Genomic DNA, 26,888 nt, shown 5'->3' on the forward strand with positions numbered 1-26,888 from the left:
GTTTTAAATATAAAACCTGCATACCGGGTTTTACCAGTATGCAGGTTAATATTAAAGGTTACCGTTTTTAAGCTCCTTAACTGCAAAATCACATGCTCTTGCGGTCAGTGCCATATAGGTTAATGAAGGATTCTGACAAGCTGCAGAAGGCATACATGAACCATCAGTTACGAATACGTTTTTCACTTCGTGCATCTGATTCCATTTGTTCAACACAGACGTTTTTGGATCAAGTCCCATACGTGCAGTACCCATTTCATGGATAGCCATACCTGGAGTAGAACCATTGTCGTATGTTTTCACATCTTTTATACCAGCAGCTTCCAACATTTCAGCAGCATCGTTCATCATGTCTACGCGCATTTTCTGCTCGTTATCTTTGAATTCACAATCAATTGCCAAAACAGGTTGTCCCCATTTGTCTTTTTTATCTTTATCAATATAAACGCGGTTTTCATGGTAAGGAAGAGACTCTCCGAAACCACCTAAGCCCATATTCCATGAACCTGGAACCGTCATCTGGTCTTTAAACTCACCGCCAAATGCCATTTCAGCAACATCAGCATGCCAGTTTCCGCGACTTGCGCCACCCTGGTAACCGAAGCCCCTTACGTAATCGCGTTTGTCATTACCAATATTTCTATATCTAGGAATGTAAATTCCATTGGCTCTTCTGCCATAAGTGTATTTGTCGTCAAAACCTTCCGCTCTTCCAGATGCTCCGCAACGGAAATGGTGATCCATTAAGTTGTGTCCAAGCTCACCACTTGCATTACCTAATCCATTTGGATGTTCAGCTGAAGTAGAGTTTAACAATAAGAAGGTTGAACCTAACGTAGAACCGTTAACGAATACAATTTTTGCAAAGTATTCAATATGCTCATTCGTTTCAGAATCAATCACGACTACACCTTTCGCTTTTTGTGTTTCTTTATCATAGATGATGGTGTTCACCAATGAGTATGGACGAAGGGTTAAGTTGCCAGTCGCCACCGCAGCAGGTAAGGTAGAAGATTGTGTGCTGAAATAAGCGCCAAATGGACAACCTCTGCTACAAAGGTTACGGTATTGACATTTACCTCTTCCACCATGTTCTACTGTTAAGTTCGCAGTACGACCAATGGTTAAGATTCTGGATTTATTCCATTTACTTTCAATTCTTTTCTTTACATCTTTCTCCACCACGTTCATATCCATTGGAGGAAGGAACTGCCCATCTGGGAAGTGAGGATAGTTTTCTGCTTGTCCACTGATTCCTGCAAATTTCTCTACATAATCATACCAAGGAGAAATGTCTTTATATCTGATCGGCCAATCTACACCATGACCGTCTTTTGCATTGTCTTCAAAATTCAGGTCACTTAAACGGTAACTCTGACGACCCCACATTAGTGATTTTCCACCTACATGGAAACCACGGTACCAATCGAAACGTTTTACCTCTGTATATGGGCATTCCAGGTCATTCACCCAGAAGCTTTCATTAAATTCCTGATAAGGATAATCTCTTTTTTGTACCGGATGAGACTCTTTTTGTGCCTCTGTTAATCTGCCACGGTGCTCAAACTCCCATGGCTTTTTCATGGCCGTGGTATAGTCCTTGATGTGTTCAATGTTCCTGCCTCTTTCCAGTAACAGAACTTTTAAACCTTTCTCCGTTAATTCTTTTGCAGCCCAGCCGCCACTGATTCCTGATCCTACAACAATCGCATCATAAGTGTTTTGCGCTGTTGCTTTCGTATTTAAATTGCTCATTGTTTAATTTCTAAAAGGTTTATGACCAAACTTTTTGACCTGGCTTTAAAGGTACATCGCCGTCGTAACGACCTGGAATTTCTACGTAAGCCATGGCTTTTGTAGCTCCAATTTCGGAGGTAAAATAACCCAGTAAGGTTAAATCTCTGATGATCGCGAAGAATTGAGGCGTAGTTTTAGGCTTGTCCTTTGGCGTCATTGCGTTGCCTGGAGCTTCCTTTTCAGATTTTTTCTGAGTAATGTTTTCTTGTTGTTTTTCCAACGCCTCTTTTTCGGTTTTATTTGCTGCAATCGTAGCCTCTCTGACTTTACTTAAAAGTTCTTGGCGCTGTGGTACAGAAATCTCAAGGAATGATTTTTTGAAAGTGTCCTGAGACTGTTTTTCCAGATCTTCCAGACCTTTCACAAAGGCTGTTCGAGCATCTTCAGGGTAGCACTCTTTCACCATCATGGCGATGAATGGACCAACTCCAGCCGCTTTTGCTCCTGGCGTACTCGTGGTAGGGATAATGACATCAGCAACTTCCGTGATAACCTTTTCCTGATCGGCAGAAAATAAGTTCCCGGCTGCTTTTGTAGATGGTGAAGTACAACTATCTAAAAATACTCCAATAGTAGTTGCAGACAATGCGCCCCCCATTAAAAAGGCAACACTTTTCACTGCTTCTCTTCTGTTCATACTAGGCTGTTTAGGTGTTTTTATATGGTTAAAGTGTGTTTTGTTTTGTAATAATAAGCAAAAAATAATGGTTAGTGTGCGAAATACACAATAATTCTAATATATCATGTTTTTGTTACTTAATCAACTTTTTCCGCATTAGGCCTGGAAAATGTTGAAAAATAAAGGGCCATTTGATGGCGTTTTTCCCCTTTCATTGTATTCCTAAAACGTTATTCCAACAAAATTAGTCTGGGGTGTCATTTTTATGGAATGTCCAAGGATTTTCCCTGGTGTTTCAGTGCTTTTTTACCCATAAATGGCGATGAAAAACGAGCTTGAAAAATACAAAAACGTATAAATCATAAACATTTTATAGAGGTTTGTTTCGTTTTTTTAACTTTGTCAAAATCCATACAAAAATTCATGATTGAGAAAATATTAGTATTAGGTTCTAACGGTCAGATCGGCACTGAATTAGTAACCGCTTTACGTAAGACTTACGGTGAAAGTAATGTAGTCGCGTGTGACATCCGCAGACCTGATTATGACATCAAAAATTCAGGACCATTTGAGTTCGTAAACGTACTTGAGAAGGACATCCTGAACAACATATTCCAAAAATATAAACCTACTCAGGTTTACTTATTAGCCGCATTGTTATCTGCTACTGGCGAGCAAAATCCTAAATTAGCCTGGGATTTAAACATGAATGGCCTGTTGAATATTTTAGACCTTGCCCTTATTTACAAAACAGCTAAAGTTTATTGGCCAAGTTCTATTGCAGTATTTGGACCAAATTCTCCAAAAGATTTAACCCCACAGTACTGTGTTATGGATCCGAATACGGTTTATGGCATCAGCAAACTTGCAGGTGAACGTTGGTGTGAATATTACCATCAGAAATTTGGTTTAGATGTGCGCAGTATCCGTTACCCAGGATTGATCAGCTGGAAAGCTGCACCAGGGGGGGGTACTACAGATTATGCCATCCATATTTTCCATGATGCATTGACAAAAGGTAGCTACGCTTCTTTCTTAAACGCGGAAACAGAATTACCAATGATGTATATGGATGATGCCATTCGGGGAACAATCGAATTGATGGACGCCGAAGCAAGCAAAATTTCTATCCGTTCTAGTTACAATTTTGGTGGTGTAAGCTTCACACCAGAGGTATTAGCTACAGAAATCAGAAAACATATTCCAGATTTTAAATTAACTTACACCGAGAATGATCCACGTCAGGCAATTGCCAACAGCTGGCCACGTTCTATCGACGACAGCTTCGCTCAAAAAGATTGGGGATGGAAGCCGGAGTTTGATTTGTCAAAAATGACAACGGATATGTTAACGAACTTACAGAATAATCATTAATAAGGGAATCCCTTAAATAAAAGATACAATGGGAAGAGCATTTGAGTTCAGAAAAGAAAGGAAATTTAAACGTTGGGCCAAGATGGCTGTACAATTTACCAGGATAGGTAAAGAGATTGTAATGGCCGTTAAAGATAATGGCCCTTCGCCGGAGACGAACTCCCGTCTGCGTACTGCTATCCAGAATGCAAAGGCAGTAAATATGCCTAAACATACAGTGGAAGCAGCAATTAAAAGAGCATCCAACAAAGATGAGAATGGTTACGAAGAGTTTGTTTATGAAGGTTACGCACAACATGGTGTGGCCATCTTAATTGAAACTGCAACCGACAATACCAATAGAACGGTAGCTAACATTCGTAGTTATTTCAATAAAACTGGTGGTACCTTAGGTAAAACAGGTTCTTTGGACTTTATCTTTAGCCGTAAGTCGGTTTTTCGTTTCTTACCAGCTGATAAGGATCTTGAAGAATTGGAGTTTGAATTGATTGATGCAGGTCTGGAAGAATTGTATCTGGAAGCTGATGAAGAAGGAAATGAAGTAGCAGTAGTGCAAACTGCTTTCGAAGATTTCGGTAAAATGCAAAAAGCCCTTGAAGATATTGGTGTAGAAATGAAGAGTGCAAAATTAGAGCGCATCTCCTTGTCTACGATTCCAGTAACGGAAGAGCAAGCTGCTGATGTATTCAAATTAATTGATAAACTGGAAGAGGACGATGATGTTCAAGCCGTTTATCACAATATGGCGGAATAAGGTTCGCTATCGTTTCTTTTGATTAGAAAATAACCATGGCAATAGATTGGGATCTGCAAATGCAGCGTCCCAACTGTTGTGATGGGCATCCGGATATAAAGTAAGCTTAGGATCTTTTCCCAGTACTTTAAGCTGATCCGAGATCATGGTAGAAAATACAACTGGAACTACCTCATCTTTCTCTCCATGAAAGATCCATAAGGGAACATTCTTATATTTTTGTACGTTGGCTACATTGTCGCCACCACAAATGGCAATCGCCGCTGCAAAAAGCCTAGGCTCGCGTCTTAACAATTCATAAGTACCCATGCCACCCATAGATAGACCGCCTACATAAACCTGATCATGATTCACATACGGCTTTTCTAAAAAGTCATCAATCATACCCAGTAAGGCTTTCATAGATTTTGTGGGCTTTCCTCTTTTTTGAAAATTCAACTTCCGGTTTCCTTGTGCATCCTGATCAAAAATAACGTTTGACCAAAAACTATCTTCTGTACATTGTGGGAAAACGATGATGGCCGGGAATTGTTTCCGGATCTCCGGTTTAAGGAACAGGTTTCCACCATGTGTCAATTGTTTTTCATTGTCATTGCCGCGTTCTCCACTACCGTGTAAGAAGAACAGGATCGGATATTTTTTTTCTGCACTGAAATTCTCTGGAAAGAGAATGCGGTAAGAAATACTATCCTTGCCCTTAATAAAGCTTCCTTTATCATACTTTTTGAAATCCTGCGCTTTTGAACTCAGGCTACAAACCAGGAGTAGGATGGAGAGGGTTGTTTTGATGCGGCTCATAATTCAAACTTAAACAATTTGACAATCATTTAAAAGTAAAGAAATTAGGAGGATCTACGTTTCTAAAATGCGGAACAATCAGATAATTCCAAACGTAATTACCTGATTATTTAATCAGGTAAGGGGTAATTGCTTTAATCCAGATGGCATAGCCCTCTGGTTTCATGTGTAACATGTCTTCCAGGAAAAGCTCCGGTCTAAGGGCTTTATGATGTAACATTTTGCGATTCACATCCACAAACTGAGTATTTGGATAGTGTTTTAAATAATCCTTAATGAGTTGATTGGTATGCGTATTAGTAGCCGAAAACTGAGTTCTCGATGGGCTGTTTTTTATGGATACATATAAAACGGGAACATTTGGGAATCTATTTCGGATATTGCTGAAAAATGCAGCAAAGCGACTTGTAGTTTCTAATGCACTCTTCCCATCCATGGCAATGTCATTCTCTCCGCTATAAATAACCACTTGTCGGGGTTGATAAGGAAATACCAAATCTGCAATGTAATAGTTTGCTTGTGCCAGAGTAGAACCACCAAATCCCCTGTTGATCGCCTGATAATCTTTGAATACCGTTTCCAGATCCTTCCACTTTTCAAATGAAGAACTCCCAATAAATAAGATCCCATTTTTTGCTGGCATCGCGAGACTATCCTGTTGCTTGAATTGCTGAATTTCTTTCCAGAAAGCCGGTTTTTGCTGTGCAGTAGCTAGGTTATAGCTGAGGCTCAGTAAGAAAAGTAAGCGGTAGAATAGCTTCATTTTAGTCGGTTGAAAATGGTGTAGACATACTTTACCTACCCGGGTTTCCGAAAGGTAAAGCATGAATTTTTATTTTAATGCGGGCGCGGAATGGCTGCCCTGATTATTTTGCGGAAACGTTTACCTGTTGTGGTACTTTTACATAATATCCGGTTCCGTCATATTGACGCTTCCGAGGATGAGTAGTACAAGCAACAGAACAGCAACCTTCCAATTCTTCTCCACAGGCATCACATTGTGTGATGTGCTCATTACACTCTGGATTTGCACAGTTGATCATTTTTGGAGTTACTATCCCACAAGAATAACAGGTAGAAACAATGCTTGGGTTTACAGAGTTGACATCCACAGCTATCCTGTTATCAAAAACATAACATTTACCGTCAAAATCTTCTCCACCCGCTTCTTTACCATATTTGATGATACCACCATGAAGCTGGTATACATCGTTAAAGCCATGATGCAAAAGAAGTGCAGATGCTTTTTCGCATTTGATACCACCTGTACAGTAGGTCAATACTTTTTTGTCTTTGTATTTAGCCAATTCATTGATTTGCTCCGGGAAATCCCTGAAGTTTTCAATGTCTAAGGTAATCGCATTTTTAAATCTGCCTAGGTTGTGCTCATAGTTAGAACGTACATCTAGAATGATCACATCTTCCTCCTTAATCATCTTCTGAAATTCTACAGGCTCCAGGTGTTTACCTGTGCGTGTATTTGGATTGATGATGTTTGGATCTTTTAATCCAGAATGCACAATCTCGTCTTTATAACGACAGTGCATTTTGATGAAAGAAGGCTCATCCACTTCGTCAATCTTAAATTCTGTTTTGGCAAAACGTTCATCGGCGTGAATGGCGGCCATGTAAGCTTCAACATCAGCTTTGACTCCCGAAATGGTGCCGTTCAGACCTTCATCAGCCACGATAATACGGCCTACAAGGTTTAAAGATTTACAAAAAGTAAGGTGAGTGGCAGCAAATTGTTCTGCATTTGCTATTGGACTATAGCAATAATAAAGTATGGTCTGGAATTTTTTCATATCATCATTGATACTGTTGCATACAGCGTTTAATGTGGGGCAAAGTTAAGAAAGAAAAATGAGATTGGAAAAAGCTAAATCGCAGGGGTCCTGCCTCCATCTACTCTGATGCTGGTTCCAGTAACATACGAGGCTGCAGGAGAAGCAAGGAAAGCAACCACATTGGCGATTTCTTCGGCCTGTCCAAATCGAGCCATCGGAATACTCGAAATCATATTCTTTTTTATCGTTGCAACGTCTGTCTTTTGGCTTTCTGCGGTGCTTTCGATTAAACTCCCCAATCTGGCGGTATCCGTTAATCCAGGCAGAATATTGTTAACCGTGATTTGGTAGATGCCTACTTCATTAGATAAGGTTTTTGCCCAGGAAGCGACTGCCGCCCGAATGGTATTGGAAACACCAAGATTTGGTAATGGGGTTTTAACTGAGGTGGAAATGATGTTGATAATCCTGCCATAACCTAATTTTTTCATTCCCGGAAGCACTGCGGTAGCCAGGAGGTGATTTCCAATGAGGTGTTGTTGAAATGCCGATTCAAAATCCTCAGAATTCGCTTTTGTGATCGGACCTGCTTTTGGTCCGCCAGTATTGTTAATCAGAATAGCAACCGGGTGTTCAGTGGTAATTTTATGTATGGCATCAGACAATTGTTGCTTTATAGAGAAATCAGCAACAACATAACTGTGCTCCTGACTTTCGTCTTGTGCCAATTCCTTCATTGCCGCTTGGAGGCCATCTTCATTTCTAGCCATTAAGATGCAATGGGCACCCAAGCCAGCTAAGACTTTTGCTGTAGCCAATCCAATACCCTGGGTACTGCCACAAATTAATGCGTGTTTTCCTTTTAATGAAATGTCCATGTGATGTTTTATTTTAAACTTATCGAAAAATTATGAGGTAACAATGTTTTTATGCTGTTGTTGGGTTATTGGAATATTGTTAAGTTTGCCAGCGTCATTATAAATCAGCGGATGATTTGTGAGGCGGATTAAATTTAAACACAAAAAATGACCAAAATTTCTATGAAACCAGTGCTATTGGCTGCAGGCCTTTTATTTAGCACAGGTGGTGTATTTGCTCAGGATAACCTGGTAAATGCCTTAAGCAACAATCACAGTACAGACAGTAAAAATAGCTTCACCTTTACTCCGGTAATCAATGCAGAAGCAACTTCTGTAAAGAACCAACAGTCTTCAGGAACTTGCTGGAGCTATAGTACCAATTCATTCTTAGAATCAGAAATGATTCGCGCAGGTAAAAAACCAGTAGATCTTGCTGATATCTTTACTGCCCGTAATGCTTATATCGAAAAAGGAATCAACTATGTGCGTATGCATGGTGCGCTAACATTAGGTGATGGTGGTGCTTGTCATGATGTAATCAATATGTTTGCTTTATATGGCGCATTACCACAGTCAGTTTATGATGGAAGAAACTACGGTACTTCAACAAATAAATCTGATGATATGAACAAGTTGACCAAAACGATTCTTGACAATGCAGTAAATGCACCAGCAGGAAAGTTTGATGCTTCTTGGAAAAGTAAATATATCGCTACTATTGACTCGTGCCTAGGAGCGGTTCCTGAAAAATTCACTTTTGAAGGAAAAGAATATACCCCTAAAACTTTCGCTAAAGAAGTAGTAGGAATTAATCCAGCTGATTATGTAGAACTATCTTCTTTCACTTCAGCTCCTTACTATTCTAAAGCGGTATTGATGGTTCCTGACAACTGGTCTTACGATCAGGTTTACAATGTTCAAATGGACGACATCACTAAGGTGATCGACAATGCATTGAAAAAAGGATATACTGTTGCCTGGGCTACAGACGTAAGTGAAAAAGGTTTTAGCTGGAAAAATGGTGTTGCCTTTGTTCCAGAAAAAGATTTCGAAAATATGTCTAAAGAAGAACGTACTACGATGTTCAATGGTCCAAAACCAGAAAAAGAAATTACTGTAGAAATGCGTCAGGAAGCGTTTGATACTTACAAAACTACTGATGACCACGGTATGCAGATTACTGGTATCGCCAAAGACCAAAACGGAAAAGAATATTACATTGTGAAAAACTCTTGGGGTCCTAGCAATGACTATAAAGGTTACCTATACGTAACGAAGAACTTTGTGAAATTCAAAACCACAGCTTTCTTGTTGAATAAAAAAGGTCTTCCTTCAGATATTCGTAAGAAACTTAGTCTTTAATTCTTTAAAGATAAAGGAGAAAGGCGGTTCAAATTATTGGACCGCCTTTTTTATTGCTGAAACATTTGGTTTTTATTTCCAGAACATTTCAAAGGAAATGGTTGTTGATTTTGTATAATAAGGTAATTTATGAAGGTATTTATAACGAGAGTAATTCCAGAAGAAGGTAGAAAACTATTAGAGGAAGCAGGGATTGAAATACAGGAGTGGAAGGAGAAAAGGGCATTGACGCAGGAAGAGCTGATTGCAAACTGCTTGGAAAGTGATGCCTTATTAAGCGTCGGTACCAGATTGGATGCTGATTTTCTTCAAGCTTGTAGCCATTTAAAAGTGATAGCCTTGCATTCTGTGGGATTTGATCATGTGGATGTAGATACCGCAACTTCCTTAAATATTCCTATCGGAAATACCCCCGGTGTTTTAAGTGCGGCCACGGCAGATACTGCCTTCTTATTGATGCTCGCTACTTCCAGAAAGGCATTTTACCTGCATAAAAGCATAGAAAAAGGACAATGGGGATTTTTTGATCCTACTGCTAACCTAGGTGTAGAGCTCAGAGGAAAGACGCTAGGTGTTTTTGGATTGGGGAAAATAGGGCTGGAAATGGCCAGATGTTGTAAAGCAGCATTCGGTATGAAAATAATCTACCACAATAGAACCAGGAATGAAGCTGCAGAGCAAGCGTTAAACGCCAAATGGCTGTCTTTTGAGGAATTGCTGCAACAGAGTGATGTGCTGACTGTACACACTGCACTAACTCCTGAAACTGAAGGAAAATTTGATTGGGCCGCATTTAACCTGATGAAGCCCAGCGCGATTTTTATTAATACGGCTAGAGGTGCCATTCATCAAGAAGAAGATTTGCTAAAGGCCCTGCTAGCAGGGAAGATCTGGGGCGCAGGATTGGATGTAACCAACCCTGAACCTATGAGACCAGACCATCCTTTGTTACAGATGCCCAATGTATCCGTACTTCCTCATATTGGATCAGCCACTCAGGAAACCCGTGCTGCCATGTCAGTCCTTGCCGCCAAAAATGTGATTGCAGGTCTTAAAGGAGCTGAGATTCCATTTCTAGTGAACCCAGAAGTATATACCACGAAGTCCTGATGCTATAAATGATTTCTGGTTACCTTACCCTTGACCAGAAATATTCGCTTGATCGCTTTCCGCTCCAACACCGTATCTCCAATGTAATCCGGGTTTAAGGATCGCAATAGAATTCGTTCGGGATCCTGGTGTTCAAAAAGTAACTTTACCGTAGTAATGTTGTTGGAAATCTCATCTGTAATCACCAGGTAGGCTTCTCCCCATTGGATGATTTCTCTGTTTTTAATCTCTTTTACGATAATGATCTCCCCATTCGTAAATTTAGGATACATGCTATCTCCATACACTGGCAGGTAGGCATCGCAATCATTAAAAGGACGATAATTGACATAATATTCTGGTGGTTCCTGAAATACATTTAATTCGCCTACCGTAATTTCAGTAAGGTTTACATTGAAATAAGGTACGCCTTCTTCCAGTTGTGGCAAATGTTCATCAGGATCTGAGGATCTGGTAAACATTTCTCCCATACCAGTATTCAAGTACCTTGGGTTAATTTTGTGATAATCAATGATGTCTTTCGACAACCTTTTTCCAATATTTCTTCTTCCACTCTCTATGGAAGAACAGTTACCAATGTGTTTGGTAATCGGAAGGTAGAACTGTAATAAGGTCATTTGTTTCGCTAAACGTATTTCCCTGAGCCTGGCGCCGGTTTGGTCGCTCTCTAAATAAATGTTTTTCCTCATAGCTTTAATTTTTATGCAAATCAGTTTATCTTTTGATTAATTATACGTAAGATTGTATTAATTATTTAGCTAATATAATATTTTAAAGTTCATCAGTTGCACTATTAATTAATAAAATTTATTATGAGAAGAAGATACAGTACGAATGATACGCCTGGTTTGAGGTATTTAGAAGATGAAGAGTTAGAGAATCCGCTATTGGTTGTAGAAGAATTCTTTGATGCCATTGATCTTGAACTCTTCAGGCAGGAGCTCCGATTATTTTTTGCCCTGGCTTTTAATAATCTGGCCTATAAAAATGGTAAAATGTACGAGCCTTCCAGACAGGCAAGTGTCCATCAACGATTAACCAGGTTTTTGGAAATGGCCTGGTTGGTTCTCAAAAATGAGCGGATTGACCTGCAAATAAAGCAAGATGACCCGCTCTTTCAAACTAATGGAATGTGGCGTAGGGGAGGTTTTATTGAAGTCGATAAAAGAATGAAAGACGATAAGATGAAGTATTGTCGGGTATTGGCTGATGAGGAGGTCAATAATGTCAGAATGGTATTTGAGCGGCTGTTTGAATACCAATCCTTAAGCGCATGGCAGGATGAACTGGATATGGTATTGTTTTACAGTCTCTGTGACATTCCAATGGCCGATGAATGTGAAAATGGCCACAACTCATTTCCTATGCATGAGCATTTGGAAAAATTACTGGAATGTATTCATGTGGTTCATGAGCTCCGGGTAAAAGGAGATGAAGGCTGGAAAGTGCTACCTGTAGATGTAACTTTTCAGAATAAAGATTATCAGTTTTTTCCGCCAGGATTGATTATGAGTATTTTTCGCCAACAGGAACTAATCCCCGTTTTATGATTAAGCCTCCCTACACTAAACAAAATTTAGCATAGGGAGGCTTGTTTTAAAATCCGTAGGAGAGTCTGAATCCATGATTAACTCGTTTATTACCATCGTAGGCAAAACCATAAGCGGCTCTGAAGATCAGGCGCTGTAATCCAAAGTAGAATTCCGTGTAGTTTCTTTTTAAAGGCTGACTTAGGTAGCTCACTCCAACCAGTTCTTCCAGTTTTAACTTACGAAGTATAGGTATTTTGCTGCTGAATCTTCCAGAGAAGTTATGCTCAAAATGAGCTTCAAAGTATTCACGATCAGTGCTGAATAGGTAGAAATCAAGGAAAAGAAATTTCCTCATTTCAGGTACACTAAATAAAGAATTGTTACCACTGAAATGCTTAAATTCCGGATAATATAGCTGATTGTTATTCAAGAATTTACCAGCCCCGATTACTACAGAAGAATAGCCCCATAAGCCGGAGCTTATTCTGTTCTGATAAATTTCAGCAGAGATCAGATCGTAATCAACGTCACTACTCATTATCCCTTTGATGCCTTTTTTATAGGATAAGCTTATGCTTGGGTATTTCGACTGCAGGTAGATCTTTCGATCTGGCATCGTCATGTAGTTTTGCCCGAAGGTATATTTTAAGGAAGCCTCTGCACTGAAAGATTCATAAGTAGGGAATAATGGCGTTTCCACTTCAGGCGTAAATGGATTATTCGAAGTAAAGGCCTCTTCAGGTACATCCCTGATTCTAAAATGAGTAGTGTTTACCAAATTATAGTTTCGACTGTAATGCAGTTTTAAGCTTCCCATTAAGCCATTGGCTAATTCTCTGTTCGTCCCGATATTTACAAATTCTTTCTTATAAAATTTAGAGTAATTGGTTTCAAATAGAAGGGAGTTAATAGAGTTCCCTAACAGACTCATTGAACCAAGGTTGTTCAGATCGAAAATGCCAGAGCCAGCACTCGCTGTAATGCTAGCGCGTTTAACCGCATCATAATAATACGTTCCGCTAATGGATGCCGTCAGTTCTTTGTTAGATAAACCATAGCGTATTTCTGGCCTGATCTGGTAGAATTCACCATATTCCATCTGTTTGGTATAGGTGATGCCATAGCGCATACCGAAGCCTTCTACGGTGTTGTAAAACAATGCAGGTAAGATCGGATCAAATCTTAAGCTTTTCTTATCATAGCGATTGTTCAGGCTGTAGCCACCAATCAATAGTTTAAACGGGCCCAGTTTATTGTTTTCTCTTTCTACAGAATCCAGGTAATGTTTGGATGTTTTTAAGGCTGCAATGCTATCTTTTCGGATGTAATCCCGACTTTCCTCCGGGGTAAGCGGGATCGGTCTGCTGTTTAACCAAAATAGAGAATCTTTCTTATTCACAGCTTTTGTGACCTTTAAAATTTCCCCGTTAAAATAGTTCTTCGGGAATTTAGGCTGAATGTTATAATTACTGTAAACACCCACATAATAACCTTCGAACTTAAAGCCGAGTACATTTCCTTTAAACTGGAAATTGATGTTGGAAGGCATATAAGTCTTTTCAACCTTTAGAAATTGCTGAGAGATTTGTAGGGTATCCAGTAAATTGATGCCTGAGCCCTTGGTGAGGTATACATTCGCATTCACCAGATGGTAACTGTCGTCTATGATGTAGATAATCCCATTGAAAACCGGATCATGCCCCCTTTTAGGAATAACTTCAATCTTATTCACGGTTTTCCCGTTTTCAGTAACCATTCCCAGGAGTTTATACTTATAAAAAGACAAAGCATTATCGGCAATAGGAGACACAAAACCACGTGCACTAAGTGTGTTTTCTAGCAAAATGTTCTGGTAGAAGTTGATGATCAGATCCGATGCTTTATTGAAACTGAACGCGTTATTTCTACCGGCAACTTTGGAAGAAATCATTTCTTCGTGGACTTTATCAGGCAGTTCAAATGAAAATAGTGAAGTTGACTCAGATAAGTAAAGGATACCTTTTCTATTTGTATCCAGATTTAGTGTTTTCTGAATGTCTCTTCCAAAGAATTTTTTAGGCGCACCAACGAGTTTTTGAACGCCCTTAATATAAACATCTGCCGTATAAGCCGGTACTTCAGTCAGGTGTTGTTTTCTTCGTTTGATAGCCTGACGAATGATTTCGTAGGCTGGGTCTTCTGCATTCCCATCAATAGTTACGCCTGATAAGGTAAATGATTCTGGCGTTAACACGACATTTTCAATGTTTTCTTCTGCGATGGTGATGTTTTTTTCAACAGCCTTAAAACCGATCGCTTTGTAAATAATGACAAAAGTACCCTTGTTTAAGGCAAGCGCGTAAATACCATCCACATTTGCTGAAGTGCCTTTTGTGGTATTTTTTACATAAACAGAAGCAAAAGGAACGGCATCTCCATTTGTATCTTTAATATTTCCTTTCAATTTAAATTCCTGAGCAAATAATGCGCTAGTTGCGACAAGTATCAGTAAAAGCGTGAGTTGGATTCTCTTCATAGATGGATTAAAGCCTAAATATCGGGTATGTATTCTTAGTTAACAGCAAATTTTTGTTAAAGTTTGTTAATGGGTATTGAACAAGGTTGTTTGGGTAAGACGATATTTTCATAACTTTGGTTGCAACAAGCAAATAATAGTATGTATAAAACATTACAACCTGTTCTTCAACAAGAATTGGAGCAAATAGAAAAAGACGGTTTATTTAAACGTGAACGTGTGATCGTTACCCCACAGGGTGCGGATATCAAAATTAGTACTGGACAGGAAGTGATCAACTTCTGTGCAAACAACTATTTAGGTTTATCTTCTGATCCACGTGTAACTGAAGCGGCTAAACAAGCAATTGATAAATATGGTTATGGAATGTCATCAGTTCGTTTTATCTGTGGCACTCAAGATGTACATAAAGAGTTAGAAGAGAAAATATCTAAATTCTTAGGTACTGAAGATACTATTTTATACGCTGCGGCTTTTGATGCAAATGGTGGTGTTTTCGAACCGCTTTTAAATGATCAGGATGCAATCATTTCTGATGAATTGAATCACGCTTCCATCATTGATGGTGTACGTTTGTGTAAAGCAAAACGTTTCAGGTATAAAAATGCTGATATGGCTGATTTGGAGCAACAATTAATCGCTGCCAAAGATGCTAGACACCGTATTATTGTGACTGATGGTGCTTTTTCTATGGATGGTGTAATCGCTCCATTGGATAAAATCTGTGATTTGGCAGATAAATATGAAGCATTAGTGATGATTGATGAGTCACACTGTACAGGTTTCATTGGTAAAACAGGTCGTGGAACACACGAGCATTTTAACGTAATGGACAGAGTAGACATCATCACGGGTACTTTAGGTAAAGCATTAGGTGGTGCATCTGGAGGTTTTACTGCTGGTAAAAAAGAAATTATTGACATGCTACGTCAGCGTTCACGTCCATATTTATTCTCTAACACTTTGGCTCCAGCTATTGCAGGTGCTTCGGTTGCAGTATTAGATATGTTAAGCGAGACTACTGACTTAAGAGATAAATTAGAAAGCAACACGGTTTATTTCCGCAAGAAAATGACCGAAGCTGGTTTCGACATCAAAGAGGGTGTTCATCCGATTGTTCCGGTGATGCTTTATGATGCTAAATTAGCACAGGAATTTGCTGCTAAGATGCTGGAAGAAGGTATTTATGTGGTTGGTTTCTACTATCCTGTAGTTGGACAAGGGAAAGCAAGAATCCGCGTACAGCTTTCTGCAGCTCATGAGCAACACCATTTAGATAAAGCCATTGCTGCATTTACCAAAGTAGGTAAAGCACTTGGTGTGATCTAAAATATTCTCGCTGAGTCCAATTTCTACTCGGACATCCTATTCAAGTTGATTTTTGGACTCAGCGATTATAAAAATATTATATAAATAGCTGTATATTTGGCCTCATGTTACAAGAGAAGATAACACAATATACTGCTGAAATAAATGCGTTTTCTACGGATAGCGCTGATGAATTAGAACAATTCCGCATCAGATTCCTTGGTACCAAAGGAATTATCAAAGATATTTTTGATGAGTTTAAGGCTGTTTCACCTGAGGAAAAAAGAGTCCTGGGTAAAGTTTTAAACGAGTTTAAGCAATTAGCAGAAGCTAAATATCAAACGCTTAAAGATCAAACTGAAGTCACTGAAACCAAAAAGGATTTAGGCTTAGACTTGACCTTACCTGGGGAAGGATTTGAAATCGGTGCCCGTCATCCACTGGCATTGGTAAGAAGAGAGATCGTCGAAATTTTCAATAAACTAGGTTTTATTGTTGCTGAAGGTCCCGAGATTGAGGACGATTGGCATAACTTCTCTGCTTTAAACTTTCCTGAAGAGCATCCAGCGCGTGATATGCAGGATACTTTCTTTATTAAGAAAGGTGGAGAAAAAGGAGATATCGCTTTGCGTACCCATACCTCTTCTGTTCAGGTGAGAATGATGGAAGAAGGAAAACCTCCTTTCAGAGCCATCATGCCAGGTCGTGTGTATCGTAACGAAGCAATCTCAGCAAGAGCACATTGTTTCTTCCATCAGGTAGAAGGTTTGTATGTAGATGAGAACGTGTCTTTCGCAGATTTAAAGCAAACGCTGTTTTACTTTGTGCAGGAACTGTATGGTGAAGGAACAAAAGTTCGTTTCCGTCCTTCTTATTTCCCTTTTACTGAGCCTTCGGCTGAGATGGACATTTCTTGTACCATTTGTAAAGGTGCTGGTTGTCAGTTGTGTAAGCAAAGTGGTTGGGTGGAGATTCTGGGCTGCGGTATGGTTGATCCGAATGTATTGGAAAATTGTGGTATCGACTCGAAGAAATATAGCGGTTTCGCATTCGGAATGGGAATCGAGCGCGTCGCTAATTTAAAATTCGAAATCAAAGACCTGAGGTTATTTTCAGAGAATGATGCTCGCTTCTTAAAACAATATAAAACATCATTGATATAAGCCTGAATGATCAAAAGGATAACCGGTACATTAGTAATCTTCCTGCTTTTGGTGGGTTGTGGTAAGGATGAAGGAAGGTATATTCCCAATGTACTTGTCAATTACCGAATATCTGAAGCTGAGTTTAATATAAGGGCAAAGGATCGTATACTAGTGGTTCCCAATATCGGGGTAGCTGGCTTGATGATTGTTAAGATTACGCCTGGTAATTATATTACTTTTGATCAATGCAGTTCCGTTAATCCTGATCAACGTTGTAAGGTTACGCCGGATGATAATTTGATTACGGCTACTGATCCTTGCAGTGGGGCTAAGTTTTTACTGCTCGACGGCAGTCCGCAGAAAGCGCCGGCTGTACGTTATTTAAAGGTATATCGCACCTCTGTTGGAAGCGATGGGATGATAAATGTATCTAATTGATGGAACCAGAGAAAATTAAAGAAAGCATAATCAGGGCTGCAAAGGAGTTGTTCAGGAAATATGGTTATCACAAAACAAGTGTAAACGAAATTGCAAAGAAAGCCAGAATAGCTAAAGCGACCATTTATAAGTATTTTGAGAGCAAGGAACAGGTTTTGGATGCCATTTTAATGGATTATCTGGACTTAAACCTCCATGAAATTCTAAAGAATAAAGCGCAATTTTCTAATGAGGAAGAACACCTGACTGCATTGGTCATGAAAACCTGCAGGCTTACTTATACTGTTTGTAATGAATTTATAGGTTGGGATTTTGTTAGAGAGAATGCCAACTCACAGGAATTCTTAAAACACTTGTCTGACCAGTTGGAATCCCTATTGCTTTCTGCTTACCTGGAACTAGACCATTTCAAAAATAACCCTTCGCGCAAAGAAGGTCTTGCTTTCTTACTGAAAGCAAGTAAAAGTATCGTGTTCTCATTTGCTTTTACTTCGGTAAGTGATTCCGATGTAAGAAAGAACTTTGTGAGTTTCCAAAAAGAATTATTGCCTTTTCTAGTGAAAGCAGCATTGTAAAGATTCATCATTCCCGCTTTGGGAATTGTAAAATTATATTAGAAAGCCCTTCTGAATGGAAGGGCTTTCTTTTTTACTCATTTTTGTTGCTCTTGGAAAGCAATCAGACACTAATGCTGTTATGTGCTCCTTTATTGCGGATCTACTTCGGGATTGAGCCGGGTTTTAAAGGCCTTCTGGCCCTACACTAGCCCTATCAAAGCCCTAGAAGAGCCCTCGTATTGGCTATCCGAAAATAATAACTATCAGGAATCGATCCTGTGCCCTTTAAATTGACTATCAATGGCTGTTATAGTGGTTATTTTAACATAAATTTATTAAAATGACAACTTATACCGTTTTGGTATTTGGTATGAAAATTGCTATTTTGGTCTTGTTATCAACGTAAAAGACAATGAGTAAAGAAGTTTTAGAGATTTCTGTTTTAGTTGATGAGAAGTTTGATATGAGCTTTAACCTGGTTGAAGGCGTTTTTGGTTTTATCCTGCGTGTTTTTGATAAGTAAAAGATAACATTTAGATTTCTTATTGGATAGGCTGTAAAAGCCTCATGTAAATCCCTATGTCTTAAAATTCCATTTTCCTTCCTCATGCTGTCCTAAAATTAGTTTTTACTAATCCTCCTGGCTACCATTGAAAAACATTTACAACGCAATGAAAAAAAACTTAAATTTGCGGCATAATGAGTAGAAATAGAAAATCCGGAACGGTAACCATTATCCCCAATTTAAGTATTATTGATATTGCCGAAGAAGGCAAGGGAGTAGGTAAAGCAGATGAATTGGTGGTATTTGTGGATAAAGCTGTACCCGGCGATGTCGTTGATGTTCGTGTCGTAAAAAAGAAAAAGAATTTCGCTGAGGCTGTAATTGAAACTTTACATGAGAAGTCTGTGTTAAGAACAGACCCTTTCTGTCAACATTTTGGTACTTGTGGCGGTTGTAAATGGCAGCACATGAGCTATGATGCCCAGTTGACATTTAAACATAAAAATGTTGAGGCTGCATTGCAAAGGTTGGCTAAAATTGATACCTCATCAATGGAGCCTATTTTAGGTTCGGCAGAGAATAAATACTATAGAAATAAATTAGAATATACGTTTTCTAATAAACGCTGGTTAAACAAGGCAGATATGCCTGTTGCTGATGCAGAAACTGCAGCTGAAACTGATGTGGTGGAAAATGTAGCATCTCCTGAAAAGGCAGAAATGGAAATGAATGCCTTAGGTTTTCACGTTCCTTTGCGTTTTGATAAAATATTAGACATTGAACACTGTTATTTACAGGCAGAGCCATCTAATACTTTGAGAAATAAAGTGAGAAGTTACGCTTTGGAAAATGGACTTAGCTTCTATGACCTGCGTAACCATGAAGGTAGCTTGAGAAACCTGATCATTCGTACTTCTTCTACAGGAGAAGTTATGGTAGTTGTGGTTTTTGCCTACGTAGAACAAACGGAGGTAGATGGTATGATGGAATACCTGAAAGTTAACTTCCCTGAAGTGACCTCTCTTTTATACATCATCAACCAAAAGAAAAATGATACTATTTTCGATCAGGAAGTGATTACTTACGCAGGTAGAGATCATATTTTTGAAGAAATGAATGGCTTGAAATTCAAAATCGGTGCGAAGTCATTCTACCAAACGAATTCTATGCAGGCGCTGGAATTGTACAAAATCACCAAAGAGTTTGCTGGTTTCAGCGGAGATGAATTGGTTTATGATTTATACACTGGAGCTGGTACAATTGCCAACTTTGTGGCAGGTAGCGTAAAACAAGTGATCGGTGTAGAATATGTGCCCACTGCGATTGAGGATGCTAAATTCAATTCAGAATTAAACGGAATCAACAATACTACATTTTATGCCGGTGATATGAAAGATATTCTAACCACCGATTTTATTGCAGCGCATGGTAAACCTGATGTGGTAATCACAGATCCACCAAGAGCAGGAATGCATGCAGATGTAGTGGCAAGATTGTTAGAAATGGAAGCCGAAAAAATCGTGTATGTGAGCTGTAATGCAGCTACACAGGCCAGAGACTTGGCGCTGTTAAAAGAGAAATATGAAGTAGTGCGGATTAAACCTGTTGATATGTTCCCACATACGCAACATGTTGAAAATGTAGTGCTGTTAAAATTTACTGGTCTGACTACTGAAGAAGTAGTGGAAGCAAATTAGAAATAAAATGGATATTGAAGAGTTATTGCCTCAAGACCCCGAGGGCAAAAAAGAGGAGCCAAAGAAACAAAGTCCATTGGTGAGTTTAGAAAAAGACTTGGAATTGTATTCAGATTCGATTAAGGAGGTTTCAATTGCCATCCTAAATGAAGGGATTTCAACACACCCGATCTTTGTAGCGCACCAACATACGGTGACGATAGGGGAGATGATTCTGGATAGAACGGAGTTAAATACAGACTGGACGATTCAGGCTTCTACACTTGATGAGTTTGTGCAAAAAGGGATTATAAATCCTGAAAAGAAAGCGCTATTCTTGAAAAGCTATAAAAAACCACAGGAATTTATGTGTGTATTTGTGATTGTTCCAGAAGGGGCTAATTTCATTTACTACCCATATAAAAAATAAAAGATCATAAAAAATCCCTACCAGGAAATTTCCTGTGTAGGGATAACTAAAAACTAATGATCTAAATTATTTGATATGAGTGACATCTCCACTTTTCGAAGATGATGTTTTATTCAAGGCTGCATTCCCTTTGTAGTTGATATCACTACCACCACTTGCACTTGCTTCCAATCCTTTGCTTACATATACATTCGCATCGGAACCACCGCTGGCAGTTACTTTTGCATAGTCGCTGATCAAATCATAAGCGTCAACATCACTGCCGCCACTGGTTTGTACAATCATATTTTTTACTTTTCCTTTAAGTTTGGCATCTGATCCACCACTCACAGTAACTTCCAGGTCATCGGCAAGGATGTCTAAAGATAAGTCAGAACCTCCGGAAGCTCGCAGTCCTAATTTTGGTGTTTTGATGGTGTTTTGTCCGAAAACATCACTACCACCGCTGGCAGTAATGGCCGCTAGCGTTTTATAGTTGATGTAAACTTTAATGCTTTCTCCCTTGAACATTCTTCCCCAACCCTGATTGTTCTTGTATTTGATATTTATCGCAGAGCCATTCTTCTCCACAACCACATTTTCTAAAAGATCTTTATGGGCACTAACTTTAATGTTTTCAGAATTGCTCTGTGTCAGGTATAGGTCTATTCCACTCGCAACCGATACCTCATTGAAGTTCGTTAACGAAATGTTTTTACTCTGCTGCGCTTTTGCAGGAATCGTATTTAAGGAAAATGCTAGTAGTACAGGTAAGGCAGTCTTATATAGAAAGGTACTTTTCATGGTGTTTTTTGTTTAAGGTTATACAGATTAGACGCCATACCTACCTAAACGTTGCACGATTTCGATTTTATTTTTTAAATATTTGAATATGCCCCTTAAAATCGTTCTTTTTGTAGTATAAAATAGGAAATAACAAATGGCAGAATCTCAATTGCTTATTCTTGATAAGAAACAGATACAACAAAAGATTAATAGGATTGCTTACCAGATTTTGGAAGATAACCTGAATGAAAAGGAAATTGTATTGGCTGGGATATGGGACCGTGGCTATAAAGTTGCCCTGCGACTAAAGAAGGTATTGGCTAAAATATCAGATCTTAAAATCACCATGTTGAAGATTGAGCTAGATCGCTTAAATAGTAAGTTGGTTGCCAATACAGACCTGGATGAAAGTCATTGGAAGAATAAAGTGATCATTTTGGTAGATGATGTATTGAATAGCGGAAAAACACTGGCTTATGGATTAGGCGTTTTTCTAAATACCCCTCACAAAAAGATCCGAACCGTAGTTTTGGTAGATAGAAGTCATAAAATATTCCCAATTGCAACGGATTTCGTTGGCTTACAAATGGCTACCGTTTTAAAGGAACATGTAGATGTAGTGATTGATGTAGAAGGAGAAGAGGATCGGGTTTATTTAAGTTAGTCTTGGATATCAGGCTTATTTTTCTCATTTTAGAGAGATGTACCCGTCCCGAAAAAGCAAGTTAATCTTTCAATTCTTTTCCTGGTATATCGCCTATATCCTAAAGAAGGACTTTTCAGGTTACACTTACGATCGGCTTCAGAATAAAGAGGATGAAGCAATCTTACTCCTTGCCAATCATTTTAGTTGGTGGGATGGCTTCTTAATGTTTCAATTGAATAAGGTTATTTTTAAGAAGGAATTTCATGTGCTGGTAACAGAAGCCGATTATCAGCGTCAATGGTATTTAAAATATTTGGGTGCTTTTGCCTCGAAACCTAAGGGTAAAGATGTGGTAGAAACCTTGGCTTACGCTGGACAGCTATTAGATGATCCTAAGAATTTAGTGCTTTTATTTCCTCAAGGCAGACTGTACACCAGTTATGTCAATAATATTTCTTTTGAGAAAGGCGTGATGCAATTGATCAATGCCTCGAAGAAAAAGTTTCAAATTGTATTTTCCGCGACGCTTACTGACTATTTTGACAATAGAAAACCAATGGCCAAAAGTTACCTCTGCACTTGGGAAGCGGAAGAGTATATCAGTTTACAATTACTGAAAAGAGCGTATAACAAACATTATGAAGAGGCTGTTCATAAACAAAGCAAAAAATCTGCATGATTTTTTTCCTATATATAGTACTTGTCTTTTTAGTCCTGCGTTTTTCAGTTACGTTATTCAATTTCGTTTCCAATCCTAAATTGGGCAATACCGGCCGGTCTTTTACGGATAAGGTGGTCATCATCATAAAAGTGAAAAAGTCTGAAAAGGAGGCAGAGAGATTGGTTGCCAGTATTTCCTTGCAGGATTATCAAAATTACGAGATACTGATTCAATCATTTGATGGCCCTGATGTAGCAACGACCGCCAATGGTGATTATTTCCTATTCCTTGAAGCGAATACCTTAATTGAAAAGGGTTTCATAAATAGCCTGGTTTATCGGACAGCCGTTTTTAAATTGGCACTGTTAAGTGTTATTCCTACACCAAATATCACTGGTTTTATAGCCAATTGTTTTTATCCCCTGAATGATTTTATATTACTAAATCTATTCCCTTTAAGGTTGGTCAGGCTGATCAATCATCCGGCTTTCGCAATGGCTAATGGGGCATGCTTATTCTTCAATGCGGGGATTTATCGTCAGTACGACTGGAATCAAACCTTTAAAGACACCAACCTGACTGCTTTAGAAATGGTGAGAAGTGTAAAACAAGAACAATTAAAAGCCGATTTCTTACTCGGGAACAGACTGATTTACCAAGAGGAGCGGGAGCTTGATGCTGCGGTTTTCTCTAAACGTTTGATGTTGAATTTTAGTAATCAGCCAATCGTCGCATTGGGGTATTTGGTATTAGTGATTGCCGGGCCAATAGCAATGGCCTTAACTTTAGCACCAGTATTTTTGCTGCTGCCTTGCGGCCTGATCTTTTTGTCAAGAATGATGATCGCTTATCTGACTGCCCAAAAACCTATTCCTTCCATCTTGTACCATCCATTACAAATGATCAGCCTAACCTGGCAGGTGATTCATCAATGTTGGAAAAGCTTTCTTTCTGTATTTAAGTCTAAGAATTAGCATATCAGACGCGAGAAATAGCATATCAAACTCTTTTTATGTAATTTTGTAACTGTATGTGGTTACTTATTAAATAATTTATGGGATACGATTTAGCCGTCACAATAGATAAAGCATCAGGATTTTGTTTCGGAGTAGTATATGCAATCGACATGGCTGAAGATATTTTGGACCATGAAGATTATTTATATTGCCTTGGTGACATTGTACACAATGATGAGGAAGTGAAGCGATTAACGGCTAAAGGACTTCGTATCATCGATCATGAGCAGCTGCAGACCTTGAAAAATGAAAAGGTTTTGATCAGAGCACATGGGGAGGCACCTTCGACTTATCAGCTGGCGATGGAAAATAATCTGATTCTCATTGATGCTTCTTGTCCGGTAGTATTAAAACTGCAGAACAGGATTAAAAATTCACATGACGACGATGAGCAGATTCTGATTTTTGGAAAACATGGTCATGCGGAAGTGATCGGTTTACAAGGACAAACAGATGGGAAAGCCATCGTATTCCAGGATCTTGCAGAATTAGATCATGTAGACTTACCTTCAAAATTCACGTTGTATAGTCAGACGACCAAAAGCACAGATAAATTCTACCATATCAAAGATCAGCTGCTGAGCAGAGGATATGAAGTGAAAGCAAATGATACGATTTGTCGCCAGGTTTCCAACCGCTATGGTGATTTGGAGAAGTTTGTCGTTGATTTTGATAAGATCATTTTTGTATCAGGTAAGAAATCTTCCAATGGAAAGGTTTTATACGATGTGTGCAAAAAATACAATCCCAATGCCTATTTTATTTCAAATGTAGAAGAAATTGACCAGAGTTGGTTTACTCCGAATGATAAGGTTGGGATCTGTGGTGCTACCTCTACACCAATGTGGCTAATGGAACAGGTAAAATCAACTTTAGAATCTTATTAAATACATTATAACATCATAAAAAAGTAATTATTGGTTTTCCCTTTGGAGATACAGGGTTATAATCAATTGATTAATTATTTTTGCTAAAATTATGGGAAAAAAGGGCATACTGTTAGTGAATTTAGGAACTCCGGATAGTCCGGAAGTAAGTGATGTACGAAGATATCTTGATGAATTTTTGATGGATGAGCGTGTGATTGATATCAACGCTTTTCAGAGAACTTTATTGGTAAAAGGGATTATCGTTCCTTTTCGTAGTCCTAAGACGTCTAAGCTATATAAAGAAATCTGGGACGAAAACGGATCACCACTATTATATTTTAGCAAAATTCAAGCAGCGATGGTTCAGGAGAAACTTGGTGATGAATACCAGGTTGAATTAGCCATGCGCTATCAGAATCCTTCTATAGCTTCGGGTCTTGACAGATTAAAAGCAGGACTGGTGGAAAGCATTCAAGTGATTCCTTTATTCCCGCAATACGCCTCTGCAAGTACGGGTTCTGTGATTCAAAAAGTAATGGAGCTGGTCGGTAAATGGCAAACAGTTCCGCCAATTAGTTTCATTAACTCTTTCCATGATAATGAACTGATGATTGATACTTTCGCTGAAAATGCACAAAAGTATCAGCCGGAAAGTTATGATCAGATTTTGTTTAGTTTTCATGGCTTGCCAGAAAGACAATTAAAGAAATGTGACCATACCGGGCAACATTGTCTAAAGAAAGATGATTGCTGTAGCACTTTAACAGATGTAAACAAATTTTGCTATTCTGCACAATGCCATGATACAGCAAGATTGATCGCGAAAAAATTAAATATTCCTGCTGAAAAATACTCAGTATGCTTTCAATCAAGATTGGGTAAAGAACCTTGGGTACAACCTTATACCAGCGATGTTTTAAAAGCGCTGGCGGAAAAAGGTAAAAAGAGGCTGTTGGTGTTCTGTCCTGCTTTTGTGGCAGATTGTCTGGAAACACTTTATGAAGTAAGTGTAGAATACCATGAGGAATTCAGAGCCCTTGGTGGCGAAGAAGTTCAATTGGTAGCTAGCCTAAATGACGACCCTAAATTTATCGACGCATTAGTAGCAATGGTGAAAAACTAAAAATTATTAGCTATATATTTCAGGATTTGACGGGTAGAACCTGTTTTATCCTGAACATATTTCTGAGCGATCTTTCCTGCAGCTGCATTCTTTTGGAATTGTAGAAAAGCGGTAGAAAGATCGTTTTCTGTTTCAATACTTATAGCAGCCCCAATTTTAATCAGGTCTTTTGCTTCCTGGAATTTATCATATTTAGGTCCAAAAATAACAGGTAGTCCAAATGCTGCGGCTTCCAGTGTGTTATGAATGCCAACTCCAAATCCGCCACCAATGTAAGCGATGGTGCCATATTGGTAAAGCGAAGAAAGCATACCAATATTGTCTATAATTAAGGTTTGAGCAGTTTTATCAGCCCCTTTTAATAATGCGGAATGAGTAATTGCTGCGGGAATGAGTTTTTTAATTTCATCGATATGGGCAGCGTCGGTTTCATGTGGAGCAATGATAAATTTCCAATCGGGATGCTGAAGGATGAGTTCAGCGATCAGGCGCTCATCGGCCGGCCAGGAACTCCCGGCAATAAATACAGGATTTGGTCCGCAGAAATCCGCAACTTCTTTAATGTTTTTCAGGGATTGTGCATTTTCTGCAACACGGTCAAAACGAGTATCTCCACTAAGACTTACATTTTCCAGTTGAATGCTTTTTAATAAGTCCACACTCTCTCGGTTTTGTACGAAGAAATGGGTTACAAAACTCAAAATTTTTCTGTGAAAAGAACCGTACCACTTGAAAAATGGCTGATCCGCTCGGAAAATCCCAGAGATGATATACAATGGGATTTTTTGCTGATTGAGAACGTTGAAATAATGATACCAGAATTCGTACTTAGTGAAGATCGCGATTTCAGGCTTGATTGCTGCAATAAATTTTTTGGCATTCGCTGCAGTATCTAAGGGTAGGTAAAAGACGCCTGCGGCCAATGAATAGTTTTTCCTAATCTCATATCCGGAAGGAGAGAAAAAAGTGACCACTATGTTTTTATTGGGATGGAGTTCTTTAATCTTTTCTAAAACAGGTCTTCCCTGTTCAAATTCACCTAGAGAGGCAAAATGAAACCATATGTTTGTTGTCGAAGGATCTAGGGTTTTTTCTATCTGGTTAAAAAGAGTCGATCTCCCCTTGATAAACAGTCTTGCCTTTACATTAAATAAGGAAAATACGCCCACCACTATTCCATAAAAAGAGATTCCTATATTATAAAGCCAAAGCATTTTGTGTGTTTATTTATTATCTTAGCC

At 38.8% G+C, this 26,888-nt stretch carries 27 protein-coding genes; 17 read left to right on the top strand and 10 right to left on the bottom strand.

The window, feature by feature from the left end:
- Positions 1–51 precede the first annotated feature (51 nt).
- Together GM920_RS23260 and GM920_RS23265 are read right to left on the bottom strand one after the other, a co-directional pair.
- Entirely contained in the window at positions 52–1,755 is a 1,704-nt protein-coding gene (locus GM920_RS23260; protein ID WP_182961811.1) for a GMC oxidoreductase, read from the bottom strand.
- A 19-nt stretch (positions 1,756–1,774) separates the two neighbouring features.
- Positions 1,775–2,434, bottom strand: coding sequence for a gluconate 2-dehydrogenase subunit 3 family protein (locus GM920_RS23265; RefSeq protein ID WP_182961812.1), 660 nt, complete (start codon positions 2,432–2,434; stop codon positions 1,775–1,777).
- Positions 2,435–2,839: 405 nt separating this feature from the next.
- On the opposite strand from GM920_RS23265, the gene GM920_RS23270 reads away from it, so the two are divergent.
- The gene (locus tag GM920_RS23270) at positions 2,840–3,790 is read left to right on the top strand and encodes an NAD-dependent epimerase/dehydratase family protein (protein ID WP_182961813.1); all 951 of its coding nucleotides are present in this window, start codon (positions 2,840–2,842) and stop codon (positions 3,788–3,790) included.
- A 28-nt stretch (positions 3,791–3,818) separates the two neighbouring features.
- Positions 3,819–4,544 carry a YebC/PmpR family DNA-binding transcriptional regulator gene (locus tag GM920_RS23275; protein WP_182961814.1) on the top strand — a complete coding sequence of 242 codons (726 nt, stop codon included), beginning with the start codon at positions 3,819–3,821 and terminating at the stop codon, positions 4,542–4,544.
- Positions 4,545–4,550: 6 nt separating this feature from the next.
- On the opposite strand, the gene GM920_RS23280 is transcribed toward GM920_RS23275, so the two are convergent.
- The 4 genes from GM920_RS23280 to GM920_RS23295 all read right to left on the bottom strand — a co-directional run bounded on the left by GM920_RS23280 (position 4,551) and on the right by GM920_RS23295 (position 8,007).
- A complete protein-coding gene (locus tag GM920_RS23280) occupies positions 4,551–5,342 on the bottom strand; it encodes a carboxylesterase family protein (protein WP_182961815.1) in 792 nt (263 codons plus the stop codon).
- A 106-nt stretch (positions 5,343–5,448) separates the two neighbouring features.
- Positions 5,449–6,168, bottom strand: a complete 720-nt coding sequence (locus GM920_RS23285) for a GDSL-type esterase/lipase family protein (protein WP_235964624.1) — start codon at positions 6,166–6,168, stop codon at positions 5,449–5,451.
- Between the two features lie 40 nt (positions 6,169–6,208).
- A complete protein-coding gene (gene trhO / locus GM920_RS23290) occupies positions 6,209–7,147 on the bottom strand; it encodes an oxygen-dependent tRNA uridine(34) hydroxylase TrhO (RefSeq protein ID WP_182961816.1) in 939 nt (312 codons plus the stop codon).
- 74 nt (positions 7,148–7,221) lie between these two features.
- A complete protein-coding gene (locus GM920_RS23295; RefSeq protein ID WP_182961817.1) occupies positions 7,222–8,007 on the bottom strand; it encodes an SDR family oxidoreductase in 786 nt (261 codons plus the stop codon).
- A 147-nt stretch (positions 8,008–8,154) separates the two neighbouring features.
- On the opposite strand from GM920_RS23295, the gene GM920_RS23300 reads away from it, so the two are divergent.
- Complete coding sequence (locus GM920_RS23300; protein ID WP_182961818.1) at positions 8,155–9,351, top strand: C1 family peptidase; 1,197 nt, start codon at positions 8,155–8,157, stop codon at positions 9,349–9,351.
- 129 nt (positions 9,352–9,480) lie between these two features.
- Positions 9,481–10,461 carry a 2-hydroxyacid dehydrogenase gene (locus tag GM920_RS23305; RefSeq protein WP_182961819.1) on the top strand — a complete coding sequence of 327 codons (981 nt, stop codon included), beginning with the start codon at positions 9,481–9,483 and terminating at the stop codon, positions 10,459–10,461.
- A gap of 2 nt (positions 10,462–10,463) precedes the next feature.
- Here the strand turns inward: GM920_RS23305 and GM920_RS23310 are convergent, their stop codons facing one another.
- Positions 10,464–11,150, bottom strand: a complete 687-nt coding sequence (locus GM920_RS23310) for a helix-turn-helix transcriptional regulator (protein WP_182961820.1) — start codon at positions 11,148–11,150, stop codon at positions 10,464–10,466.
- A gap of 123 nt (positions 11,151–11,273) precedes the next feature.
- Here GM920_RS23310 and GM920_RS23315 point away from each other — a divergent pair, with 123 nt between their 5' ends.
- Complete coding sequence (locus GM920_RS23315; RefSeq protein ID WP_182961821.1) at positions 11,274–12,011, top strand: hypothetical protein; 738 nt, start codon at positions 11,274–11,276, stop codon at positions 12,009–12,011.
- 46 nt (positions 12,012–12,057) lie between these two features.
- On the opposite strand, the gene GM920_RS23320 is transcribed toward GM920_RS23315, so the two are convergent.
- Positions 12,058–14,508, bottom strand: coding sequence for a DUF5686 and carboxypeptidase regulatory-like domain-containing protein (locus tag GM920_RS23320; protein WP_182961822.1), 2,451 nt, complete (start codon positions 14,506–14,508; stop codon positions 12,058–12,060).
- Between the two features lie 141 nt (positions 14,509–14,649).
- Here GM920_RS23320 and kbl point away from each other — a divergent pair, with 141 nt between their 5' ends.
- The 7 genes from kbl (at position 14,650) to GM920_RS23355 (ending at position 20,567) form a co-directional block, all read left to right on the top strand.
- Positions 14,650–15,837 carry a glycine C-acetyltransferase gene (kbl, locus tag GM920_RS23325; RefSeq protein ID WP_182961823.1) on the top strand — a complete coding sequence of 396 codons (1,188 nt, stop codon included), beginning with the start codon at positions 14,650–14,652 and terminating at the stop codon, positions 15,835–15,837.
- A gap of 104 nt (positions 15,838–15,941) precedes the next feature.
- Positions 15,942–16,979, top strand: a complete 1,038-nt coding sequence (pheS, locus tag GM920_RS23330) for a phenylalanine--tRNA ligase subunit alpha (protein WP_182961824.1) — start codon at positions 15,942–15,944, stop codon at positions 16,977–16,979.
- A gap of 6 nt (positions 16,980–16,985) precedes the next feature.
- The gene (locus GM920_RS23335; protein WP_182961825.1) at positions 16,986–17,399 is read left to right on the top strand and encodes a Rieske (2Fe-2S) protein; all 414 of its coding nucleotides are present in this window, start codon (positions 16,986–16,988) and stop codon (positions 17,397–17,399) included.
- The gene (locus GM920_RS23340) at positions 17,399–17,974 is read left to right on the top strand and encodes a TetR/AcrR family transcriptional regulator (RefSeq protein ID WP_062546894.1); all 576 of its coding nucleotides are present in this window, start codon (positions 17,399–17,401) and stop codon (positions 17,972–17,974) included. Before GM920_RS23335 ends, GM920_RS23340 begins: the two co-directional genes overlap by 1 nt.
- Positions 17,975–18,368: 394 nt before the next feature.
- Positions 18,369–18,479, top strand: coding sequence for a phenylalanyl-tRNA synthetase subunit alpha (locus tag GM920_RS23345; RefSeq protein WP_182961826.1), 111 nt, complete (start codon positions 18,369–18,371; stop codon positions 18,477–18,479).
- Between the two features lie 176 nt (positions 18,480–18,655).
- The gene (gene rlmD, locus GM920_RS23350) at positions 18,656–20,158 is read left to right on the top strand and encodes a 23S rRNA (uracil(1939)-C(5))-methyltransferase RlmD (protein WP_182961827.1); all 1,503 of its coding nucleotides are present in this window, start codon (positions 18,656–18,658) and stop codon (positions 20,156–20,158) included.
- 7 nt (positions 20,159–20,165) lie between these two features.
- Positions 20,166–20,567, top strand: a complete 402-nt coding sequence (locus tag GM920_RS23355) for a hypothetical protein (protein ID WP_182961828.1) — start codon at positions 20,166–20,168, stop codon at positions 20,565–20,567.
- Positions 20,568–20,633: 66 nt separating this feature from the next.
- Here GM920_RS23355 and GM920_RS23360 read toward each other — a convergent pair whose 3' ends face one another.
- Positions 20,634–21,350, bottom strand: a complete 717-nt coding sequence (locus GM920_RS23360; RefSeq protein ID WP_182961829.1) for a head GIN domain-containing protein — start codon at positions 21,348–21,350, stop codon at positions 20,634–20,636.
- A gap of 136 nt (positions 21,351–21,486) precedes the next feature.
- Between GM920_RS23360 and GM920_RS23365 the strand changes: the two genes are divergently transcribed.
- The 5 genes from GM920_RS23365 (at position 21,487) to hemH (ending at position 25,647) form a co-directional block, all read left to right on the top strand.
- Complete coding sequence (locus GM920_RS23365) at positions 21,487–21,996, top strand: phosphoribosyltransferase family protein (RefSeq protein ID WP_182961830.1); 510 nt, start codon at positions 21,487–21,489, stop codon at positions 21,994–21,996.
- A gap of 37 nt (positions 21,997–22,033) precedes the next feature.
- Entirely contained in the window at positions 22,034–22,657 is a 624-nt protein-coding gene (locus GM920_RS23370; RefSeq protein WP_182961831.1) for a 1-acyl-sn-glycerol-3-phosphate acyltransferase, read from the top strand.
- Positions 22,654–23,613 (top strand): hypothetical protein, encoded by a 960-nt coding sequence (locus tag GM920_RS23375; RefSeq protein ID WP_182961832.1) that lies wholly within the window; start codon positions 22,654–22,656, stop codon positions 23,611–23,613. The genes GM920_RS23370 and GM920_RS23375 overlap by 4 nt, the downstream gene beginning before the upstream one ends.
- Positions 23,614–23,693: 80 nt before the next feature.
- On the top strand, positions 23,694–24,542 hold the full coding sequence (locus GM920_RS23380; RefSeq protein WP_182961833.1) for a 4-hydroxy-3-methylbut-2-enyl diphosphate reductase: 849 nt from the start codon (positions 23,694–23,696) through the stop codon (positions 24,540–24,542).
- 91 nt (positions 24,543–24,633) lie between these two features.
- Positions 24,634–25,647 (top strand): ferrochelatase, encoded by a 1,014-nt coding sequence (gene hemH / locus GM920_RS23385; RefSeq protein ID WP_182961834.1) that lies wholly within the window; start codon positions 24,634–24,636, stop codon positions 25,645–25,647.
- On the opposite strand, the gene GM920_RS23390 is transcribed toward hemH, so the two are convergent.
- Complete coding sequence (locus GM920_RS23390; RefSeq protein WP_182961835.1) at positions 25,644–26,861, bottom strand: 3-deoxy-D-manno-octulosonic acid transferase; 1,218 nt, start codon at positions 26,859–26,861, stop codon at positions 25,644–25,646. The two genes, hemH and GM920_RS23390, sit on opposite strands and share 4 nt — an antisense overlap.
- Positions 26,862–26,888 lie beyond the last annotated feature (27 nt).

This window comes from Pedobacter gandavensis, assembly GCF_014172405.1.
Taxonomy (GTDB): domain Bacteria; phylum Bacteroidota; class Bacteroidia; order Sphingobacteriales; family Sphingobacteriaceae; genus Pedobacter; species Pedobacter gandavensis.

Coding starts and splice junctions, on each gene's coding strand:
- GM920_RS23295 (WP_182961817.1), bottom strand. CDS start 8,007: ATGGACATTTCATTAAAAGGAAAACACGCATTAATTTGTGGCAGTACC.
- GM920_RS23270 (WP_182961813.1), top strand. CDS start 2,840: ATGATTGAGAAAATATTAGTATTAGGTTCTAACGGTCAGATCGGCACT.
- GM920_RS23320 (WP_182961822.1), bottom strand. CDS start 14,508: ATGAAGAGAATCCAACTCACGCTTTTACTGATACTTGTCGCAACTAGC.
- GM920_RS23360 (WP_182961829.1), bottom strand. CDS start 21,350: ATGAAAAGTACCTTTCTATATAAGACTGCCTTACCTGTACTACTAGCA.
- GM920_RS23340 (WP_062546894.1), top strand. CDS start 17,399: ATGGAACCAGAGAAAATTAAAGAAAGCATAATCAGGGCTGCAAAGGAG.
- hemH (WP_182961834.1), top strand. CDS start 24,634: ATGGGAAAAAAGGGCATACTGTTAGTGAATTTAGGAACTCCGGATAGT.
- GM920_RS23315 (WP_182961821.1), top strand. CDS start 11,274: ATGAGAAGAAGATACAGTACGAATGATACGCCTGGTTTGAGGTATTTA.
- kbl (WP_182961823.1), top strand. CDS start 14,650: ATGTATAAAACATTACAACCTGTTCTTCAACAAGAATTGGAGCAAATA.
- GM920_RS23280 (WP_182961815.1), bottom strand. CDS start 5,342: ATGAGCCGCATCAAAACAACCCTCTCCATCCTACTCCTGGTTTGTAGC.
- GM920_RS23375 (WP_182961832.1), top strand. CDS start 22,654: ATGATTTTTTTCCTATATATAGTACTTGTCTTTTTAGTCCTGCGTTTT.
- GM920_RS23390 (WP_182961835.1), bottom strand. CDS start 26,861: ATGCTTTGGCTTTATAATATAGGAATCTCTTTTTATGGAATAGTGGTG.
- GM920_RS23305 (WP_182961819.1), top strand. CDS start 9,481: ATGAAGGTATTTATAACGAGAGTAATTCCAGAAGAAGGTAGAAAACTA.
- GM920_RS23275 (WP_182961814.1), top strand. CDS start 3,819: ATGGGAAGAGCATTTGAGTTCAGAAAAGAAAGGAAATTTAAACGTTGG.
- GM920_RS23265 (WP_182961812.1), bottom strand. CDS start 2,434: ATGAACAGAAGAGAAGCAGTGAAAAGTGTTGCCTTTTTAATGGGGGGC.
- GM920_RS23380 (WP_182961833.1), top strand. CDS start 23,694: ATGGGATACGATTTAGCCGTCACAATAGATAAAGCATCAGGATTTTGT.
- GM920_RS23365 (WP_182961830.1), top strand. CDS start 21,487: ATGGCAGAATCTCAATTGCTTATTCTTGATAAGAAACAGATACAACAA.
- trhO (WP_182961816.1), bottom strand. CDS start 7,147: ATGAAAAAATTCCAGACCATACTTTATTATTGCTATAGTCCAATAGCA.
- GM920_RS23355 (WP_182961828.1), top strand. CDS start 20,166: ATGGATATTGAAGAGTTATTGCCTCAAGACCCCGAGGGCAAAAAAGAG.
- GM920_RS23300 (WP_182961818.1), top strand. CDS start 8,155: ATGACCAAAATTTCTATGAAACCAGTGCTATTGGCTGCAGGCCTTTTA.
- GM920_RS23345 (WP_182961826.1), top strand. CDS start 18,369: ATGAGTAAAGAAGTTTTAGAGATTTCTGTTTTAGTTGATGAGAAGTTT.
- rlmD (WP_182961827.1), top strand. CDS start 18,656: ATGAGTAGAAATAGAAAATCCGGAACGGTAACCATTATCCCCAATTTA.
- pheS (WP_182961824.1), top strand. CDS start 15,942: ATGTTACAAGAGAAGATAACACAATATACTGCTGAAATAAATGCGTTT.
- GM920_RS23310 (WP_182961820.1), bottom strand. CDS start 11,150: ATGAGGAAAAACATTTATTTAGAGAGCGACCAAACCGGCGCCAGGCTC.
- GM920_RS23370 (WP_182961831.1), top strand. CDS start 22,034: ATGTACCCGTCCCGAAAAAGCAAGTTAATCTTTCAATTCTTTTCCTGG.
- GM920_RS23285 (WP_235964624.1), bottom strand. CDS start 6,168: ATGCTTTACCTTTCGGAAACCCGGGTAGGTAAAGTATGTCTACACCAT.
- GM920_RS23260 (WP_182961811.1), bottom strand. CDS start 1,755: ATGAGCAATTTAAATACGAAAGCAACAGCGCAAAACACTTATGATGCG.
- GM920_RS23335 (WP_182961825.1), top strand. CDS start 16,986: ATGATCAAAAGGATAACCGGTACATTAGTAATCTTCCTGCTTTTGGTG.